The sequence below is a fragment of the Halocola ammonii genome, assembly GCF_049334165.1.
GTDB lineage: Bacteria > Bacteroidota > Bacteroidia > Flavobacteriales_D > Sanyastnellaceae > JBEGHD01.
Genome location: NZ_JBEGHD010000003.1, coordinates 184,788 through 203,468, shown reverse-complemented (window position 1 = coordinate 203,468; position 18,681 = coordinate 184,788). Strand labels below are relative to the sequence as shown.

Below are 18,681 nucleotides of genomic sequence, written 5' to 3'. Positions count from 1 at the left end.
TAGAAGTTACTGATTATGACTTTACGAAGATTTTCTGTGCCCAGGTTCCCATATCAACCTGACAAAAGAACTGAATCTTTCATTTTCTCTTTCGACTGGTATTCCCATCACAATGCCTATTAGCAAGTCATCGGCAATACCTAACCTCATCTGTGGACGGACGGTCATGTCAAAGTCTTCTGATTCAATCGATTTATTGAATTCCACTCCGATGAAGTTCCGTGTACCTGAAATCATGTAGTGAAAGTTCGAGTTGACTTCTATTGATGTCTGAAAGTGATCGCTATTGAAATGCTGCACTATTTTCGGACCGGTGTAGAGTAATGTATGGAAATTGTTTCCCCACCTTTTGGCAATCACCAAAAAGGGATTATAAACGTTTCCTCGAATAATGGGTTCTCCAAACCGGCTGAAGTCGGACATTTCAAATTCATTGATGTAGCCTAAAGCCATAGAAGTAGCTCGCTTAACGTCTACCAAAAATGTCCATTGGACTGCTAGTTTCAGGCTTTCGGCTCTGTCTGCTGGAATTGAGTCTTCTGGCGTGCCGTTCAGTGGAGAATAAAACTCAAATGGAACTTCAACTTCCAAACCGAGCCGGTCGATGGGTGCCCACTCATATTCTATCAAAGCTTCATAGGAATCGAACTTTAAATTGTCTGTCAGCCCAAGACCGATGTTCCATTCTTTTTCACCTTTTCGAGCACCGAGGTCTCTGATCAAGTCGATATAAAGCGGCTCGGCATGAAGGACTTTTCCAGGTTCTTTTTTGGCTTCTATAGTTTGTATATATAGGCTGTCTAGTGTGGCGTCTTCTACCTGAGCCACAGCACAAAGGTATGAGGATAGCAAAAGGGCTATCCCAATTATGGATTTGTTTATCATTTTTTTGTTTGATTTAATTCGACTAATTGATATCCTCTTCAGCAGAAAGGCTGAAGTGGTTCAGTTTTAGCAAATCAAACTTTCGGGAGGTGGAGTGAAATTGTTGAGATATCCGTCTGTGAGACTGTAGGACGTCTCAGGGAACTTATCTTTTAACTTACCATTTTCAAGTTGAATGAAAGATGCTACTGAGCTTATGAAGATGACCACATCAATCGTAGCAGTTTTCGTTTTGTTATGATCTTCGGGGTCGTGATCATCGTATTCTGGGATTGCATCTTCTATGCCTATCACTTTTTCCAAAATGATTTCCACAATGCTTTCCTGGTCGTTTATTGTCAAATCTTCAGCGATAAACTCGGGTGTGAAATCTGCTGAATCTACGCTAATGTTGAGGAAGTACAAGCCTAGTAGAGCGCAAAAAAAGCGGGTAAAAGTTTTATTTCGAAATGAGTTCATCACGAAGGCAAACTTAACACAGTTGATCTAAAAGATAAGCCTCTTTTGAAAAATTTGGAATTTCCGAACTTGGTCGGATAACTCTAGAGAAATAAAATGCCTTGCATGCGATAATATCTAATCAGTTCCTGCTATAAGAATTCCACAGCTCCTTAAACGACTTCAAGATTTGATCCATGTTAAAGTCACAGTATGCTCTGGCTCTTCCTTTTTTCATCGAGCACTACGAAAAAAAAAATTAACAGATTGTGTTCTGGTACTTTAGTATTGCCATGTTGTTGTGCACCTTGGCTTTATCGAGAAACGGGGAATGTCGAGGGAAAACTCTACTCAACTTTTTTGACTGGCTTGAACTATTCCGCTCAGGAGCAGGCTGAAACCAGTCTGTTGGCATTTCCAACTCTTTGGCTATAACCCTTGAAACCAACTGCCAAGAGAGGACAGGTCGTGAATAGATAAATTCTATTCTGACACAATTCGATTTCCGTTGATCTCAATAACCATTTTGTCGTCTTCAAAATCGATGGTTAACTCATTGGTGTAAGTGAGTGTGAGCTTGCCGGACGGTTGTTGAACGAGTAGTTCGTCATCCAAAAATAGCTTTCCTTCGAAACTGTGAAGTTTAATTTGAGATTTGTCAATCATCAGGTGCTTTTTCAAAACTTCCGGATCGAAGTGGTAAACTCCGAGCCTTGCTCGGTAATCATTTGGTTTGGCGAGATTCTTTGATGACGGAGGTTCAACCTGTTCACCCTTTACGGTGAGGTACAAATCGCGGAGTAAATTTAAAATGGGAAACGTCCCGAGGTTCGAGACAATGCCGATAAAGAGTCCGCTCTCCGGAGATCGAATGATCACACTTTTTGTTCCGTAGCCGCTCCCTGCTGCGAATCGAATTTTATCTGCGCCAAAAGATTTTATGCTCCAGCAATAGCCCTCGCATTCTCCGTCAGAAGTTTTGATGTGGCAATCGAAAAGAAGGTCGGTAGATGATTCAGAAAGTAGCTTGTGCTCTTCGAGGGCAATGACGAAATCGTACAAATCGGAAGGAGTGGAGTAGAGTCCGCCACCTGCATTCTCACCCAGGTGTTTGGAGCGCTGTGCTTCTTCCATTCCGTTTGGTGTAAATCGATAAGGCGTTGCCTGATTTTCCACAACTCTTCTTCCCTGGTAAACTCCGGTGTTTGGCAGTTTTAATGGAGAAATGATGTGTTCATCGATGTAGTCGTGATATTCTTCTCCGGAAACTTCTTCGAGAATTGCACCGAGCAAAATGATGCCGGAGTTGGAATACTCGTAACGCGAACCTGGATTGAAAAGCAGTTCTTGTTTCTCTACCATTTTTGCCTGTTCCCAAAGCGATTTCTCATCGTACCACTGAATTCCCGATTCTCTGGGCAAACCAGAAGAGTGGGTGAGTAAGTGGTGAGTGGTTACAGAATCTTTCCAGCTCGTTTCCAGGTTTGGCAGGTATTCTCCAATGGGTTTGTGCAGATCGATTAGGTTTTGCTCAGCCAGCTGAAGAATAGCTACTGCTGTGAATGTCTTAGAAATGGAATTGATCGAAAAACGTGTCTCGGGAGTGTTATGGACTTGAAAGCTCCTGCTGGCCAACCCGTAGCTTTTATCGAGTAGAGGAGAGTTATTCGCTACAATTTTCACGGTGCCGGAAAAGCCGTAAACCTCCTGATACTGCTCAATTAATTCTTCAACTTGTGAAGCGAATTCCTTTTGTGTTCGGCCGATGAAACTTATCGAAAGGCTAATTAATATCGCGAAAATGATCCTCATACTCATTGCATTAATCGATTCAAAAGTAAACCTAAATCACTTTCTTCCCAATGAGTCCAACTTTAAGGGACTGTCTTTTACGTGATGATTGAAGAGATGAGAAAACAACACGCCAATAAATACAGTGATGCCAGCCAGTCCGGAATAGAGGATGATTTTCCGTACAATCATGATGAGCGAGAATTAGTAATCAAACTAAAGCTTCTCGCATAAATGCTCATAATAATTGCTTACAATTCTCTGAACGATTTCAGTACCTGATTCATGGTAATTTTATACTCGTCTTTTTTGTCGGCTGCGGTCCAGGTATAAACCTGATAGAACTTGTACGTTCCTTCGATAAAGGCCACCTTCCAGAAAACATCCTCGTTTTCAACCTCGCCTTCCACAGTCACAAATCTTGCCGGCTTGTTGTCCACAGTTCCTTCAACGATGGTCGGTTCTTTTTTCATGTTCATTTGGAAGCTGTAGCTATCAAGCATTATACTTGTGTATCCGTCCAGATCGTGAGAATAATCTGATTTCGAAAATCCACCGAGATTTAGAGCAGACCTTAATTCGCTCTTTCTCTCATCGATTACAATAACGTAGAAATCCCGGATAATGTCCTGGTATTGCAGCGAAGCAACTTCGTTCAATATATTCGACTCCGAAAGGAAGTTTGGAATATCGAGTGAATATTCGCTATCGACTTTAACGCGCTTGAATTTTCCGTCCCACGAGCAGGCAGAAAACAAAATGGCTGTGAGTAGAAAAATGGTAAATCTTTTCATAGTATGGTTTTTAAAAGGTTTGAGTAAAGGTAGAAAAAGAATTCCTTAAGCCCCAGTTTTCAACTCGTGGCATTGAATGCGAAGCTTTGAGCACAGGAATGGTGCGACCCCGCTGGGGTCGATTGATCGTTGAGTGTTTAATCTTGAACTACAAATATTTGATGCCTCCGGCATCAACTTGCAGCTGCGGCAGACATCCTCCAGAGGAGCTAGATTTTTTCTGTGTCGGCCGTGTCTACGACACTCTCTTTCATTGGGTGATTAAGAGCCCAATGGTTGAAACCATTGGCTACAGTGTGAGCCGTGCCGATGGCACTTGGGAACCTACATTCTAAAGCAGGTATCCTGGTCATTCGGAATCAGCGTCCCTTTGATGGAATTTACGTTTATAAAACTCCGTGCTTGGCATTTGAGTTTTTAAAGTGGCATGTGCCACGACCGAAATTTTAGCCCCGGGCTTTAACCCGGGGATGAATAACGTACCTGTAAGAAAAGTCCTGAAGGGACGACATGATGATTATTGTCACTATTTAAAACGAATAAGTCACGCCCATCATCGCGTTGAAGCGCTGTAGGTTGTAGTTGTTCCATTTTGCGTAGCGAGCCGCCAGGAAGTTGTTGAGCCTTACAAAAGCTGATAGTCGCTTGGTGTAACGATACTCCACTCCGATATTGGCATCGATAAAAGGATCGAGCTCTACTTTGTAGTAACCGCCATCCTGCAATTCTGCGTCTCCTGTGTTTCCGAGCGATTTCCCAAAACGCTTGTCCATCGTGAAGAGGTCGGCTTTCACAACCAGCTTGTCGTTGAGGTTGTACATCCCGGAGAACGTGATCTTTAAGTTCGGCTGATTCCAGGCTTCCTGCTCCTGATCGGTGCTGTAGATGAAGTAATCTCCGCGAGCGAATAGTCGCCATTTTTCGCCACTGTTGATGCTGAGCTCAGCGCTCAGGTTTGTCACCTTCAAGTCGTCATAAAGCACCTGAAACTTGTTGGTGTTCGAGAAAGTCGTGTCGTTTACAAAGTAGAGGAAATCCTCGTAGTTGTACTGCGCTATTCGTGCGTTAAAAGATGTGTTCTTTGAGATCGTTCCTCGGATACCACCGTAGAGCTCCAGCTTGCGGTTGGTGTTGGTCATCTCAGGAGAAGTAAGCACAAATGGGTTTTCGTTGGTGATGTTTCTGTAGGTGTTTTGTTGCAAACCTCCAGTAACCCCGAGGTAAGGAATAAACAGATCGTTGAACAAGCTGTACTGAGCTTCTCCGTGAGGGTAGAAGTGGAATGGCTGATCTCCGTTGGTTTCTACCCAAAGCCCCATTCCAACAGTGATTTTCCAGTTGTTGTGGATGGTGCTTGCCTTCGGAACCAGGCTGATGATGTTGTTGGTTTCCGATGTGTTCACTCGCTGATCGAGATCGTAAAAGCTGAACTTGTCATAAATGAAATTGAAGTCTGCACTGTAGAGCTCTGTGTTTACGTACCTCCGTGCGTGTGCTTTCAGGTCGAAGTTGTTTTCGCTACCGTCATAGGCATCCGTAAAGTTGTAGTAATCGAGCTGCATGTTGTAGTTAACATCTGCAGAATCGCGGTGGTAGCTCTTTAACTTTGCACCACCGGTAATGAATTGGTAACGCTGCTCGATGTTGTCGTCACTGATGTCGGTCTGTGGGTAGAGTTCAGGATCAAAACCGTAGTAGTGAAGCACGTTTCGCTCGTAATCGAAGTTTCCTTCCAGAGCGTGTTTTTTCAAAAATGTCTTCCCCCACAGGTGAACCTCGTTGTCGCTAAATCCATCTGGAATGCTATCGTCAGCGGCCACACCACCGGCACTCGAGAGGTGTTTTGCGTGAAGACTGTAAGATCCTTTTCGCGAACGGCCGTCCATAAAGTACAGTTCGGCAAGCGGAGTGGTGTAGACACCGAATCCGGCACGGGCGTATCCTTTGTAGAGTTTTCTCAATCGATCCTCTACATTGACTTTTGCAGGTGGGATTGGCTCAACTTCAACCTCGGCATTTTGCTTGGCAGGGATGAGTGTGTATCGGATAGACGGCATCTCGACCACCGATTCGAAAATATCGGGGTTAGATCCAATTTTGTTGGCGTCTTGCAAAAATAGCTTACGTTCTCCAACGAAAACGAAGTCCTTTTTTATTGACTCCTGCAGGTCTTCCTCATTGTCCTCGGTTTGAGCGAGGCCAAGAGTTCCGCTGATCAAAAAAGCGAAGAGGAGCGATTTGCGAATGACGCTAGAAACGATTGCTTTCTTATTCATCTTCGGATTCGTTTTCGTTTTCGTTTTGTTCATCAATATTTTCTTCAGGACGGTTTTGCTGTCCGTTTTGCAAACTGTCGTTCATCATAATTTCCAGCTCGCCTCGTTCATCATTTTCTCCATTTTCACCCTGTCCTTCTTCGAGTTCTTTCACTCGTTTCAGTTTCTTTTGAGCTTCCTGAACCACCCAGGTTTCAGATACATTTTCCAGAATGGTGTTCAGCGTAGTCTTCGCCTGGAAGTAGTCTTCGAGTCCGATGTAAACATCTGCCAGGAGCAAGAATCCTTTGAACTTGAATTCATTGTAGGCTGCGAAATTTTGAACCAACTCAAAGACTTCTTTTTCGGCAGCCTTGAATTCGTCTTTTTGAAAAGCAATCAGAGCCATGTGATACTTGGCCTCTGCACCTTTGCTATTTTGTTTCTTGGCCAGTTCTTGAAAATCGTAGTACGCGTCATCGAGCTTGTTCTCAGCGTAAAGCGTTTTGGCGCGCATCATCAGCGCATCGTTTTTAATCTGATCCGGTGTACTCGAGTTGTTAATCACCTTGTCGGCATACTCTTTCACGTACTCAAATTGTCCCAGGTGATAGTAACAACGCATCTGCCCAATTTCCGCTTCGAGAATATTATCTTTCTGAATAGCCATTCCCTCGAGGTCCTGGTAGTGGTTGAGGGCTTGCTGATAATTCTTCTTATTGTAGTTGATTGTGGCAGCAGCAACCAGAGCAGGTTCGGTGTAATCGCTCACCGGCTCCGAAATCACAAAGTTGTAGGCGTTGAGTGCTTTTTCGGTCTGACCGCTTTTAAAGTAGCATTCGGCTAAGTAGAAGTGAGCTTCCACAGCGTGAATTGCCGGCTGAAATCTGGTGAGGTAATCGCTAAGTCGCTCGATTGCCTCAGGGCAGTTTTCATCGAAGTAGTAGTCGCTCGCCTTGTTAAAAGTTGAATTGTCGATTTCTTCTTTGGAAATATCGAGTACTGCAAAGTTTTCAAGTTCTTCGAGGGCTCCGGCTCCGCGTTCTTCAAGCAAAACGTTTTCTACAATTGGGTAAACGTTTTTCATTACAATGTCATTGGGATAATCTTCGCGAATTCGATCCCAAATCTCCAGTACCTTTTGATTGTTGTCTCGCTTGGCGTAAATCAGAGCGAGATCAGTGAGGGACTCTTTCACGTAAGGGCTCGTTGGGTGCTCATCCAAAATTTGATTGTAGTATGTGAGGGCTTCATCGAGTCTGTTTTCTTCCAGGTAAGATTGACCGAGTTGAAACTTGGCATCCACCACGTATTTCGAATCAGGATTGTCGCTGACCAGGTTTTTGAGAATCCACAGTTTTTTATCCGTTTGGCCATTCAGACCGTAGCAAATACCCTTCTGGAACATGGCGTAGTCTTTCATTGGCATGTTCGGCATGTTGATAGCGCGGTCGTAGTTTTCGATGGCCTGGTCGTAGTTTTTCGAAACGTAAAAACAGTCGCCAATTCTCAGGTATGCGTCATTGAGTTTTCTCTTGTCAGTGCCTTTGTAGCTATCGGCAAACCTGCGGAAGGCCGAAGAGGCGTCAATATATTTTTCTTGCTTAAAGAGTGCGTAGCCGGTGTTGTAGCTTGCCTCATCGTACATCTCGGTGCTGAACGAGCCAGGCAGCGACTGAAATCTTTTGTACTGTGAAATCGCCTCGGTGTATTTTTCTCTGTTGTAAGCAATTTCTCCCAGCCAGTAGGCAGATTTTGCTACCAAAGATTGGTTGACAGGGTAGGTGCTCACCTGCTCGAAGTAGGGTTTTGCTTCCGCGAATTTTTTGCTCTGGTATAGTTGCACTCCGCGATTGAAGGAAACTACCTGATAAGCTTCCTTCGTTCTGGAATCTTTGTTCTGAATTTTATCGAGTGAGCGCAAAGCGGCATCGTAGCTTTTTGTTTTCATATAAACATTGAGCAAAAACTCATAAGCCTCGTCTCTTCGTGGGCTGTCGGGATACTCTTCGAGATAGTTTTCAAAAGCGGTAATGGCTTCGTGAAACGGGTTGTAGGAAAGCTCGAAAGCCAACTTGGCGTAGTTGAAAAGAGCATCTTCCTTAATCTTCATGTCGAAGTTCATCTCGCTAGCTTCTTTGAAAGCTGATCGGGCATAAGGCTTTTCGTCCAGCTTTAGGTAGCAATCAGCCATGTGGTAAATGGCGCTCTGGGTGAGCACGTCTTCCTCATCTCTGGTTACTTCGCTAAATTCATCCAGTGCCTCGCGGAAGTTGCCAGTTTGGTAAAAGCTGTAGCCCAGCTGATAATAGTCTTTTCGTGAGATTTCACTTTTGCGTGTTTCATCATGATAAAGCCTAAAGTAAGGCAGCGCCTGCTGAAACTCATCATTTCGGTAGTAAGAGTCACCAATCAATTGCGCGATTTCCGGAACTCTTTCGGTCACATCAATTTTTGCAGAGTCGAGCAAAGGTGGTGCGTATTCGAGCACTTTGTCATAGCGACCTTGCAAGTAATAAATCTGAGTGATGTAGTAAGGAACTACAGGAGCGAAGTTAGGGTCGTTACTGAGCCACTGAAAACCTTGAAGAGCCGTTTCCCAGTCGCCATCGCGATAGGCAATATGCGAGTAGTAGTAAGTTGCCGGAGCACGATACTCGGTTTCCTTGTCTTTTACTTCGTAAAAATCGGTACGCGCTTCTGAAAACTGCTCCTCCTCAAAATAGCTGTGACCGCGCTTGTAGTAGAATTCAACCAGTTGTTCTTCATCGAGGTTAAAACGATCTACCGATTCAAACCACTCGAGCGCATCGTCATAGTCGCGCCTCTTGTAATTGTATGTGGCAAGTTCGAAATAAATTTTTTGGACCCACGGACTTTCAGGATATTCCAGAATGAACTGCTCGAGGTTGTACTCGGCATCCTTGTGGAAGAGATAAAGTGCAGAGATGCCTGCGTAGTAGCGTGCATTCACACTCAGTTCTTCCTGCGGTTCGTCTGCAATTCTTTCGTATTCCTGAAATTTTCGGAGTGCGGCAGCGTACTTTTCCTTTTCAAAAAGGTCGAGCGCCTCCTGATACACACTGGTAGGATGGTAATACGTGGCTGTTTTCTGGGCGGAAACGGTCAATGCAAATATCACGAACACTCCCGCCAGAAGCGGTTTCAAAACTTTCTTCATGGCTTTTCGGAATCCCTTGTCTACTGAGAAATAAAAGTAAAACTAACTGAGGCTTGCAGGCTTTGGGTTAGTTAATTTTTTCAACGCCAGAGTGTGCAATATATTCTGAGATAACTCTGCGAAGATTTGGAGCTTACCAACGCTTGTCTAAAATCTTTTCGATCTCCGCCATTTTTTCCTGGCTGTACAGACCGTAAGTGCTGTACACGATTTTCCCTTCTTCATCCAGCACAAAGAAGTAGGGCTGATTTTTCTCGGTCATCTTTAGCTCGTCTTCGTAGATGTCGAGTTCGCCTTTGTAGAAAAGGATGTACGGGAAAAGATCCTTGCGGTGGCTCTTTTTCAATTTGTTCATGGAGGCGCCAAAAGCAGCCCTTTTGAGGCCGGTAAACATCGGTACGAAATAAAGATTCACATCGTAGTTCTGATCGAACATTCCGCGCTTAAGCACAAACTTATCGTACATGGGCTGGTACCACGACTTTAGTGCGCTTTCGGCTTTTTTGCTGTAGGCCATTCCTACCAACGTGACTTTGCCTTTGGTGTCTTCCGGCAATTCAATGTTTTCGCCCTCGAGAGTTTCTCCAGGAAGGTTTGGGAATTGCTTACCGTCTTGTGCGAAAAGGAAAAGGCCTGCTTGCAAAAACAAGCAGGCCAGAATGAACTTCTTCATATAAAACTATTTCTTGACTTTCTATAAATTCTGAGGCTTTCTCTGCCGATTTCGATTACAGAGTAATACGTGAAAGCACGCCTTTTATTTGAAACAGTTTTTCAATATCTGATTTTTTCAACTCAAATTCTTCCCAGTCAGGACGTTCGTCAAAGGCAAGGAAAGTATCGTCTGTGTTTCCTTCTCTCAAGTTTCTAAAAAGCACTTGTTTTTTGGTAACCACAACATACATTTCACTTCCCGGAAGCAAATTTTTATTATCCAACTCCTTCAGGAAAAGAATATCTCCACCGTTAATTTTCGGATAAAAATAATCACCTACCATTGAAATGGCGAGATCGCAGTTTTTGATGTTGGGCGTAGAATAATATGTAGTTGTGCGCTTTTCATCCCATGACATTAAAAATTCATGCGCGTCATCCTGAGCGAGCAAATCAAAAAAACCTGTTCTCACAGAACTTGTCTTGCGCTCGGTTTGAGAGGGGACGGCATCGCGGATAGGTTTACCCATGCCGGTTTTGAGCCAGTTGATATCAATCCCGGGAAAAGCTTTGGATACTGACTCCAAAAACCTTTTGGTCATGCCTTGTTTCCCCTTCACAATGTTATAAATTGTAATAGGAGTCTTGTACCCCAGGGCTGAAGCCAGTTGAGGGGCTTTTATATTTAAAATGCCCATTACCTCCTTCAGTCGCTTTCCTTCTGTCTGTTTATTTGCCATATCGATTTGATTATATCTAATTTGTGAATCTAAATAGTGTGATAAAATTAAGAACTATTTTTTCACTTATTAGTTCAAACCCAAAACATTGACCCCTTGTTCGAAGGTCACATCGACTGGAATATTATTTTCTTTCAGTTTTTCGAGATCTTTTTCCAATTCAGGACCAATTTGACCTTTTTCGGCCATCAGTGATTTAACGGCCTCATAATCACCATCTCCCTGAAGTTGGATGATTAATTCCGATAAGTCATTCATGGCCATTTTCATTTTTTCGAAATCAATCTTGTATTTTCCCGTTTTAGCATTTTTTGTGAAAGCGCCTTTTTCGTTAAAGTAATTAAATCGGAGCATGTTGGCCTTTCCGTGAGCACTGGAAGCTCCAAATCTTACTGATCTAAATATACTCGCCATAAAAGTGACGTAGTTGTCCATGATCACGCCCTCGTCAATTTCTCCTTTATCAAAAAGTTCTGTTACCATATAAAGCCCAAGGATGTCTGCTTTGCCCTCTTCCAAAGCAGAGTGCTGCTCTTTGAGTGCTTCGCGAACAGTTCCTTTTCCGTTGATGGTGTTTTTGATTCCAAGACCGTGAGCCACCTCGTGAAACATGGTGTTGCCAAAGAATGCTTCAAAAGTGATGTGCTTCTGCTGCTCGTCATCGATAAGCACTTTTGAGATGGGAACCAAAATCTCATCGTACTTGGCTCGCATAGCGTTTTTCAGTTGAGATCTTCTGGTGCCGTGATTTTGCTGAAGCGATTCGTCATTAGGAAGATTTACAGCGATAGTTTTGCTACCGGCATTGCAATCACCTGCGTAATAAATCACATCGTAAGCATTTAGCTGAGCGTTTGAGCCAATTTTGTCTTGCTTGTATTTGTCACCCACCGGCAGGTTCGACTGGAGCTCTGGTAGAAATTGCGCGTAGCGATTTAGTCGCTGACTCCACATTTTATCTTTCACTAGCACGTAAGACTCGTGGGCGGTTTTGTAACCGTAAAGCTGATCCTCGTAGTTTTCAATTGGCCCGATAATGATGTCGAGATTGTTGCCTTTGAGGTTGAGCCAGGCAATGTCGCTCGTTTCAAACTTGTCGGTTCTCAGTGCTTCAGCTCGGAGCTTTAGGTAGTAGCTCAAACTTTTATTTGAGGCGATAGCAGAAGCAGAGTCGAGTAGAGCAGCTGCGCGATTTGTGCGCTCTTCGAAAAACTTGTGGTAAGGAATCGATTTCAGTGAACCGTCTTCATTTCTTCTAATAACTGTGTACTGGTAGTCTTTCGAAGGATTGTTCCACGACTCAAACTCCTCTTTGGTCATGTCGTGAGGATAGAAATTGGCACCTGCCGGTTTTTCACCAACACCTTCAATAAAAGGCTCGTTGTTGTTCAATCTGTCCCACGGTCCATAGTTGATTTCCGCAAAACGTCTTGCTTTTTCGTCTTCGATTCTCGGCAGGAGAGTGTCTTTGTCACCGTAGCTCTCCAACCAAAAAATCTCGTCCATCTGTCTGGCAGCTTCTATCAGAATTGGTATGAGTTTTTTGTCTTCATCCGATAGCTGGCCAACGTCAGTTGTGAGTTGCACTTTTTTATAGATGTCTGCGCGACCTTCTTCCAGCGTGCTTTGTAGTTTTTTGTCAGCGTCTTTGTCCGACTTTTTATCGTCACCACCACAACCGGTAGCTATTATTGCCACAAAGGCAATTGCGAGTAAATAATTAAGGTGTTTCATAAGTATCGAATGATCGTTTATAAAATATTTCTTTCGCATTGAAATTCTTTGCTTCTTCCGACTTTCGGATGATCTCTACGCTTTTCATTTTATCGCCTTGCTCAATGGCTTTCACTACTTCCATTCCCTCAGAGACTTCTCCAAAAACACTGTGCTTCGCATTGAGGTGTGGTATAGGTTTGAGGGTGATAAAAAACTGACTTCCGTTGGTGTTCGGGCCGCTATTGGCCATGGAAACCATTCCTTCTTTATTGTGATTGAGAGTAGGAGAAAATTCGTCCTGGAATTTATAGCCCGGGTTTCCGGTACCGTTGCCGAGAGGATCACCACCCTGAATAATGAACCCCTTCACAACCCGGTGAAAGGTAAGATCATCGTAGTAAGGTTTTCCGGTTTCGCGGTGAGAGTTCGGCATTTCTCCTTCTGCCAGTGCCACAAAATTGGCAACTGTTAGAGGAACTTTATTGTAGAAAAGGTCAATTATAATTGTGCCCTTGTCTGTGACAATCTTCGCCTGCAGACCATCTCTTTTTTCTTCCTCGCCTGGGTTTTTTTCTTCCTTTTCAGGTAGATTTTCTTGCGATTGTTTAGGGTCTTTATTTGAGTTTTCCGTTCCGTTAGGATTACAACTGATGAGCAGCGAACAACCGACAATTGAGAACAACAAAAACCACTTTTGCATAATCTGGAGACCGTTTGATGAATATCGAATCGGCCGTGAATTTAAATAAAAACTAAAGAGCCTTGAAAGGCTCTTTTAAAATCAAATATCGGCAGTCTGGTATGAAAGGACTTGCTTTCCTTTTTTGGTGAGCATGTAGCCATTTCTGTTTTGAATGAGATTGTCGAGGTAGAGGTTGGTTATTCTCTCGCCAACGCGCGACTGACCAATGTTTAGGTTGTCGTCATTTTCAATTGTCTGCCAAAATGTGCGCTCCAGAGAGGTAAGGTCGATGAGGTCGTTTTTCGAATCTTTGTGATCGTTGATAATGTCGAGAAGGAGATAATCGTATTTATCCATAGGGCACAGCAATTTATTGGTTAAAAAATACAGTAAGCTAGTTGTGAGAAGTCTGACAACGAGGTTAAGGTTTAAAAATACCGCGAGGGGTTTCGACTTCGATGCTTGCTAATTTAGAAATTCAATAATGCAATTGCAGAGTAATGAACAACGACTTATTGACAATTTGTTAACGATTTGCTAATCATGCGTCAGATGCGGCCACCGGGAGTTCGGAAGACTCCTTTTTCCGGATGTTTTCCACGGTAGGTGCTTAAGAATCGCCTCAAGAATCCGAGGGCTTCTTTCTTGTTTTCAGTAGGGAAAAAGTGGGTATGGAACTTTACGTTTTTCCTTTCATAGTCTAGAGCCACATAAACCAACGGCACCTTTGATTTTTGAGCACAATCGAAAAAGAAGTCATTCAGATCATCGTTTCGCTCCATGCTTTTTTCGGCAAACACGATGGCTGTGTACCGACTGCTCTCTTCAAACTTTTTAGAGAGTAGCTCACCCAGTTTTTGTTCCTCACCGGCCTGATATTTTTTTGCTTTTGCAACCTTTAGCAATAGGGTGAAAGGAAATTTGAATTCGTGATGAGGTACAAAAATATCAGCATCAATCCTGGCGAGTTTTTTTACCGCAATCCAAAGCATGTAATCGGTGTAGCTGGTGTGTGGCCCAGTGACGATGATGCTCTTATAGAGCCTCTTGGGAAGCTTGCCGACAAACTTCCAGCCTGTTTTCTGAAACCAGCGCGATATCCATTTCACTGCCATTTTATTCATGTCCTGCAAATAGCTTGGTCCAGTTTCCTCTTCTTGTTTTAAAACGGAGTTGGTCTTTCAGAAGTTTTAAAAACTCCTTTCGGCTGATGTTTTCTGCTCCCAGGGATCCGAGGTGGTCGTTGTAAATCTGACAATCGATAACCTCGAAGTCAAGCCGTTGGAGAGTTCTCACCAGCCTGATAAATGCCACTTTCGAAGCGTTGTTGGCTTCTGTAAACATCGATTCTCCAAAAAACATGCGGCCGATAGAAACTCCGTAGAGTCCGCCAACGAGCTCTCCGTCTTTCCAGGTTTCTACCGAGTGGGCCATACCCAATTCGTGTAGTTTGCAGTAGGCCTGAACGATGTCTTCGCTGATCCAGGTGCCTTCTTCATTACGCGGTGCGTTTTTACATTTTCGAAGGACCTGCTCGAAAGCAGTGTCAGCTTTTACCTGAAAAAGGTCGCGATTGAGAATGTTTCTCATGCTTTTGGAGATGTGCAGCTTTTCGGGAAAGAGCACGCAGCGCGGATCTGGCGACCACCAGAGAATCGGATCCCTTGGATTGTACCACGGGAAAATCCCCTGCTCGTATGCCAAAAGGAGTCGATCGGGAGAAAGGTCGCCACCAACAGCCAGCAGTCCGTCACCCACAGCTTCTTTTGGGTCGGGGAAGTAAAGGTCTTCATTGAGCAAAAAGACGGGCATTGGCTTCAGCGATCAGGTTATCAGGGTTTCAAAAGCACTCTTTGGCCGTCAAATTTAATGTATCTTTGTCGACCATGAATCACGACCTCGTAAAAGTGTTGGAAAGCAAGCTGGGAAAGGATTTGCCGGGAGAAACTTCGCATCAAAAAATGATGTCCTATAGTCGACCGACTGCAGCTGAAGCATTCAAACACAAAGTTCCACCAAGACAAAGCGGAGTGCTTTTGTTGCTCTATCCCAAAGCTGGTGAAATGCACACGGTATTCATCAAGAGGCCGAGTTATGAAGGTGTGCACAGTGCTCAAATTAGTTTTCCCGGAGGACGCCACGAGCCGGGAGATTCCGACCTCAAAGAAACTGCGTTGAGGGAAGCCGAAGAGGAGGTAGGCGTGAAACGCTCAGACATTAAAATCATTGGTCAGCTCAGCGAGCTCTACATACCACCTTCCAACTTTTTGGTTTACCCTTCAGTGGGAATGATCGATTACGAACCGCAGTTTGTCCCAGAAGAGCGGGAAGTCGATCAAATCATAGAGAGCAGTCTTCAAACAATCATCAGCGAAGAGACCATTGAGGAGCGGGAGATTTTTATCAAAAACTACAATCGCCACATCGTAGCACCAACATTTCAAATTCAGGGTCACACCATCTGGGGCGCCACCGCCATGATCCTGGCCGAGTTCAAGGATTTGGTTTTGGAGTGATGTGGCAGGTAAGTTTGATCGATTCAAACGCAAGTCGCAAGGCGTCCAGCTACGGGAGTTTCTCGCAGAGATCGCAGAGTGAAAGCGCAGAGATCGCAGAGCAATTTTTCTACAGTGTACCATTCATTTTCAATTAACGAGATAGTTCATTCCCTCTACAAGAACCACCGTAGCTGAGAGTTCCCGTAGCTGCACGCTCTGCGATCTCTGCGCAAGTCTCTGAGCTCTCTGCGAGAACCAACGTAGCTGAAAGTTCCCGTAGCTGCGCGCTATCTCCCTTTGGAGGGAGTACCCGCAGGGGGAGGGAGGACTCAATGTGCAGAAATCAGTTTGAGTGTGAGTTTGAGTATTGAGAAGGTTTCGTTGGTCATCTTCGTCCTGAATAACCATAGTCTACTCACGTACCTAATTCTTGGCCACCGCTTCCCCCGACCCCTAAAGGGGAGTTGCCTACGCGCGAACCAGAAACAATGCTCACTATGATAATTCGTAAATGATTCACCACTTCACGCTCAGCGATCTCTGCGCAAGTCTCTGCGCTCTCTGCGAGAACCAACATAGCTGAAAGTTCCCATAGCTGCGAGAAATTCATAATTCTCAATTGACTCATTCATAATTGAAAAAACTAATTTTGCAAAAAATACCTCAAGGATGACGGAAAAAGAACGAGAGAAAAAGTTGCGCGAAGTAGAGAAAGATCTCTTTGCCAGTCAGGATGTATTGGTGATGTCTGCTCTTAAAAAGGTGAAAGACATTGGCGATACTTCTATCATCGTGCCTTTGCTGACGGTTTACAAGGAAAACGAAAGCAAGGACGTTCGCAATGAAATTTCTACCATGCTGAGCACCATAAAGGTTACTGGTGCTGACCTCGAATTGGGTAAGGCACTTAAGAATCCCGAGTTCAAACAGATTCGCGGTTCAATCATGAATTTCATGTGGAATGCCGGAGTGAATCCGATCGATCATATCGACACAATCACAGAAATAGCTGTGGAAGGGAGTTTTATGGATGCCGTTGAGAGCCTGACAGTCATCGAAAACATGGAAGGGCCATTTCCCGAAGCAGAGCTCATGGAAGCACTGGTTATCGTCAAAGAATTTATTGTTGCTAATCCCGAAGACGAAAAAATCGAGCTCATCAAAAGCCTACACGAGGTGCTGACTAATTTCGAGCACTACCAATAGAGAAATTACGAGATGAGAATTACGAATTACGAATGGTATCACTCGTAATTCATAATTGATTTAGGTTTGCAAAACGCCTACGTTGTATTTCTTCTCAGCCGGGGCATTGTTTGCCGCTTCAATTCCCATCGAAATCCATTTTCTTGTGTCTTTCGGATCGATGATGGCATCTACCCAAAGTCTAGCCGCAGCGTAGTATGGCGATGTTTGCTCGTCATAGCGGTTCTTGATCTTGTCGAAAAGCTCCTGCTCTTTTTCTTTCGTGATCTTTTCACCTTTTGCTTTCAGGCTGGCTACTTCAATTTGAAGCAGAACTTTGGCTGCTTGTGAACCACCCATTACGGCAAGCTCGGCAGTTGGCCAGGCAACGATCAGACGAGGATCGTAAGCTTTTCCGCACATGGCGTAGTTTCCGGCTCCGTAGGAATTACCCATGATCACGGTAAACTTCGGAACGGTGGAGTTACTCTGCGCATTCACCATTTTTGCTCCGTCTTTAATGATTCCTCCGTGCTCGGAGCGCGAGCCGACCATAAATCCGGTTACGTCCTGAAGGAAAACCAACGGAATATTTTTCTGATTGCAGTTCATGATAAAACGCGATGCTTTATCGGCACTGTCGCTGTAGATCACACCGCCAAACTGCATCCCTTCTTTTTTCGATTTCACTGTGCTGCGCTGGTTGGCAACAACGCCTACCGACCAGCCATCGATGCGGCCGTAACCACAAACGATTGTTTTACCGTAGCCCGATTTGTACTCGGTGAAATCACCGTCATCGAGAAGTGTTTTTACAATTTCTTTGGTGTCGTAAGGTTTGTTTCGCTCTGCAGGCATGAGGCCGTAGAGGTCTGTTTGTTCGCGTTTTGGAGCAACTGCCTCTTTCTTGTTGAAGCCCGCAGTTTGCTGCACATCGCCAACCTTGTCCATGAGGTCGCGAATGGTTTTCAAAGCGTCCTGATCGTTTTCGGCCTTGTAGTCTGTAACTCCGGAAATCTCGGAGTGAGTGGTAGCTCCACCCAGCGTTTCATTGTCGATGTCCTCACCAATTGCAGCCTTCACGAGGTAAGACCCTGCAAGGAAAATTGTTCCGGTGTCTTTCACGATCAGCGCTTCATCGCTCATGATTGGGAGATAGGCACCTCCGGCCACACAAGATCCCATCACGGCAGCGATCTGTGGAATTCCCATCGAACTCATCACCGCATTGTTCCGGAAGATGCGACCGAAGTTTTCTTTGTCAGGGAAGATTTCGTCTTGCATTGGCAGAAAAACTCCGGCACTGTCAACGAGGTAAACGATTGGAAGGTGGTTTTCGATAGCTATTTCCTGAGCGCGTAGGTTTTTCTTTCCTGTGATCGGGAACCACGCCCCGGCTTTCACTGTGGCATCGTTGGCCACAACGATAGTTTGCTTGCCGTTGATGTAGCCGATCACTACAACCACTCCTCCTGAAGGGCAACCGCCATATTCCTGGTACATTCCATCTCCGGTGAAAGCTCCAATTTCGATTTGCTCAGCGTCTTTGTCGAGCAGGAAATCAATTCGCTCGCGGGCAGTCATTTTGCCTTTGCTGTGCTCCTTGTCGATTTTCTTTTGTCCACCACCGAGGTAGACTTTTTCGAGTTTCTTGTGCAAATCGGAAAGAAGCAAACGCATCTTATCCTCGTTCTTGTTGAATTCTAGGTCTTGTTTTCCGTAGTCTGCCATTGTGCATTTTTTTTCGTGCGCTCGAAATTATAAAAAACAAGGAAGTGGAGGAAGGGTTCGCACGGAGTTTGGTTTTTGAAAAGAAATTCAGGGCTTCACAGAAAGACTTGTAGTAAAAAGGGTTGTTCTCG

At 44.4% G+C, this 18,681-nt stretch carries 17 protein-coding genes; 2 read left to right on the top strand and 15 right to left on the bottom strand.

Going from position 1 to position 18,681, the window contains the following annotated elements:
- Nucleotides 1-21: 21 nt before the first annotated feature.
- The 14 genes from ABHV44_RS04635 to aat all read right to left on the bottom strand — a co-directional run bounded on the left by ABHV44_RS04635 (nt 22) and on the right by aat (nt 14,948).
- Nucleotides 22-885 carry an HAEPLYID family protein gene (locus tag ABHV44_RS04635; RefSeq protein WP_459073493.1) on the bottom strand — a complete coding sequence of 288 codons (864 nt, stop codon included), beginning with the start codon at nt 883-885 and terminating at the stop codon, nt 22-24.
- 66 nt (nt 886-951) lie between these two features.
- Nucleotides 952-1,344 (bottom strand): hypothetical protein, encoded by a 393-nt coding sequence (locus tag ABHV44_RS04630; protein ID WP_459073492.1) that lies wholly within the window; start codon nt 1,342-1,344, stop codon nt 952-954.
- Between the two features lie 462 nt (nt 1,345-1,806).
- Complete coding sequence (locus ABHV44_RS04625; RefSeq protein ID WP_459073491.1) at nt 1,807-3,135, bottom strand: serine hydrolase; 1,329 nt, start codon at nt 3,133-3,135, stop codon at nt 1,807-1,809.
- Nucleotides 3,136-3,171: 36 nt separating this feature from the next.
- Entirely contained in the window at nt 3,172-3,306 is a 135-nt protein-coding gene (locus ABHV44_RS04620; protein WP_459073490.1) for a hypothetical protein, read from the bottom strand.
- Between the two features lie 59 nt (nt 3,307-3,365).
- Nucleotides 3,366-3,908, bottom strand: a complete 543-nt coding sequence (locus ABHV44_RS04615) for a hypothetical protein (RefSeq protein ID WP_459073489.1) — start codon at nt 3,906-3,908, stop codon at nt 3,366-3,368.
- A gap of 530 nt (nt 3,909-4,438) precedes the next feature.
- Nucleotides 4,439-6,184 carry a TonB-dependent receptor gene (locus ABHV44_RS04610; RefSeq protein WP_459073488.1) on the bottom strand — a complete coding sequence of 582 codons (1,746 nt, stop codon included), beginning with the start codon at nt 6,182-6,184 and terminating at the stop codon, nt 4,439-4,441.
- On the bottom strand, nt 6,177-9,344 hold the full coding sequence (locus tag ABHV44_RS04605) for a tetratricopeptide repeat protein (protein WP_459073487.1): 3,168 nt from the start codon (nt 9,342-9,344) through the stop codon (nt 6,177-6,179). Before ABHV44_RS04605 ends, ABHV44_RS04610 begins: the two co-directional genes overlap by 8 nt.
- 133 nt (nt 9,345-9,477) lie before the next feature.
- Complete coding sequence (locus tag ABHV44_RS04600) at nt 9,478-10,017, bottom strand: hypothetical protein (protein ID WP_459073486.1); 540 nt, start codon at nt 10,015-10,017, stop codon at nt 9,478-9,480.
- Between the two features lie 55 nt (nt 10,018-10,072).
- Nucleotides 10,073-10,738 carry a hypothetical protein gene (locus ABHV44_RS04595; RefSeq protein WP_459073485.1) on the bottom strand — a complete coding sequence of 222 codons (666 nt, stop codon included), beginning with the start codon at nt 10,736-10,738 and terminating at the stop codon, nt 10,073-10,075.
- Nucleotides 10,739-10,807: 69 nt separating this feature from the next.
- The gene (locus ABHV44_RS04590; protein ID WP_459073484.1) at nt 10,808-12,472 is read right to left on the bottom strand and encodes a dipeptidyl-peptidase 3 family protein; all 1,665 of its coding nucleotides are present in this window, start codon (nt 12,470-12,472) and stop codon (nt 10,808-10,810) included.
- A complete protein-coding gene (locus ABHV44_RS04585; protein ID WP_459073483.1) occupies nt 12,459-13,154 on the bottom strand; it encodes a peptidylprolyl isomerase in 696 nt (231 codons plus the stop codon). Before ABHV44_RS04585 ends, ABHV44_RS04590 begins: the two co-directional genes overlap by 14 nt.
- Before the next feature lie 81 nt (nt 13,155-13,235).
- Nucleotides 13,236-13,493 (bottom strand): hypothetical protein, encoded by a 258-nt coding sequence (locus ABHV44_RS04580; protein ID WP_459073482.1) that lies wholly within the window; start codon nt 13,491-13,493, stop codon nt 13,236-13,238.
- A 191-nt stretch (nt 13,494-13,684) separates the two neighbouring features.
- Nucleotides 13,685-14,260 (bottom strand): lysophospholipid acyltransferase family protein, encoded by a 576-nt coding sequence (locus ABHV44_RS04575; protein WP_459073481.1) that lies wholly within the window; start codon nt 14,258-14,260, stop codon nt 13,685-13,687.
- Complete coding sequence (gene aat / locus ABHV44_RS04570; protein WP_459073480.1) at nt 14,253-14,948, bottom strand: leucyl/phenylalanyl-tRNA--protein transferase; 696 nt, start codon at nt 14,946-14,948, stop codon at nt 14,253-14,255. The genes ABHV44_RS04575 and aat overlap by 8 nt, the downstream gene beginning before the upstream one ends.
- 74 nt (nt 14,949-15,022) lie before the next feature.
- Here aat and ABHV44_RS04565 point away from each other — a divergent pair, with 74 nt between their 5' ends.
- Together ABHV44_RS04565 and ABHV44_RS04560 are read left to right on the top strand one after the other, a co-directional pair.
- Complete coding sequence (locus tag ABHV44_RS04565; RefSeq protein WP_459073479.1) at nt 15,023-15,652, top strand: NUDIX hydrolase; 630 nt, start codon at nt 15,023-15,025, stop codon at nt 15,650-15,652.
- A gap of 651 nt (nt 15,653-16,303) precedes the next feature.
- Nucleotides 16,304-16,840, top strand: coding sequence for a hypothetical protein (locus ABHV44_RS04560; RefSeq protein WP_459073478.1), 537 nt, complete (start codon nt 16,304-16,306; stop codon nt 16,838-16,840).
- 60 nt (nt 16,841-16,900) lie between these two features.
- Here ABHV44_RS04560 and ABHV44_RS04555 read toward each other — a convergent pair whose 3' ends face one another.
- Nucleotides 16,901-18,550 (bottom strand): acyl-CoA carboxylase subunit beta, encoded by a 1,650-nt coding sequence (locus tag ABHV44_RS04555; RefSeq protein WP_459073477.1) that lies wholly within the window; start codon nt 18,548-18,550, stop codon nt 16,901-16,903.
- Nucleotides 18,551-18,681 lie beyond the last annotated feature (131 nt).

Bases quoted from the DNA above. Each gene is read 5' to 3' on its own strand.
- ABHV44_RS04580 (WP_459073482.1), bottom strand. From the start codon at position 13,493: ATGGATAAATACGATTATCTCCTTCTCGACATTATCAACGATCACAAA.
- ABHV44_RS04595 (WP_459073485.1), bottom strand. From the start codon at position 10,738: ATGGCAAATAAACAGACAGAAGGAAAGCGACTGAAGGAGGTAATGGGC.
- aat (WP_459073480.1), bottom strand. From the start codon at position 14,948: ATGCCCGTCTTTTTGCTCAATGAAGACCTTTACTTCCCCGACCCAAAA.
- ABHV44_RS04615 (WP_459073489.1), bottom strand. From the start codon at position 3,908: ATGAAAAGATTTACCATTTTTCTACTCACAGCCATTTTGTTTTCTGCC.
- ABHV44_RS04605 (WP_459073487.1), bottom strand. From the start codon at position 9,344: ATGAAGAAAGTTTTGAAACCGCTTCTGGCGGGAGTGTTCGTGATATTT.
- ABHV44_RS04555 (WP_459073477.1), bottom strand. From the start codon at position 18,550: ATGGCAGACTACGGAAAACAAGACCTAGAATTCAACAAGAACGAGGAT.
- ABHV44_RS04590 (WP_459073484.1), bottom strand. From the start codon at position 12,472: ATGAAACACCTTAATTATTTACTCGCAATTGCCTTTGTGGCAATAATA.
- ABHV44_RS04625 (WP_459073491.1), bottom strand. From the start codon at position 3,135: ATGAGGATCATTTTCGCGATATTAATTAGCCTTTCGATAAGTTTCATC.
- ABHV44_RS04585 (WP_459073483.1), bottom strand. From the start codon at position 13,154: ATGCAAAAGTGGTTTTTGTTGTTCTCAATTGTCGGTTGTTCGCTGCTC.
- ABHV44_RS04560 (WP_459073478.1), top strand. From the start codon at position 16,304: ATGACGGAAAAAGAACGAGAGAAAAAGTTGCGCGAAGTAGAGAAAGAT.
- ABHV44_RS04620 (WP_459073490.1), bottom strand. From the start codon at position 3,306: ATGATTGTACGGAAAATCATCCTCTATTCCGGACTGGCTGGCATCACT.
- ABHV44_RS04600 (WP_459073486.1), bottom strand. From the start codon at position 10,017: ATGAAGAAGTTCATTCTGGCCTGCTTGTTTTTGCAAGCAGGCCTTTTC.
- ABHV44_RS04565 (WP_459073479.1), top strand. From the start codon at position 15,023: ATGAATCACGACCTCGTAAAAGTGTTGGAAAGCAAGCTGGGAAAGGAT.
- ABHV44_RS04635 (WP_459073493.1), bottom strand. From the start codon at position 885: ATGATAAACAAATCCATAATTGGGATAGCCCTTTTGCTATCCTCATAC.
- ABHV44_RS04610 (WP_459073488.1), bottom strand. From the start codon at position 6,184: ATGAATAAGAAAGCAATCGTTTCTAGCGTCATTCGCAAATCGCTCCTC.
- ABHV44_RS04575 (WP_459073481.1), bottom strand. From the start codon at position 14,260: ATGAATAAAATGGCAGTGAAATGGATATCGCGCTGGTTTCAGAAAACA.
- ABHV44_RS04630 (WP_459073492.1), bottom strand. From the start codon at position 1,344: ATGAACTCATTTCGAAATAAAACTTTTACCCGCTTTTTTTGCGCTCTA.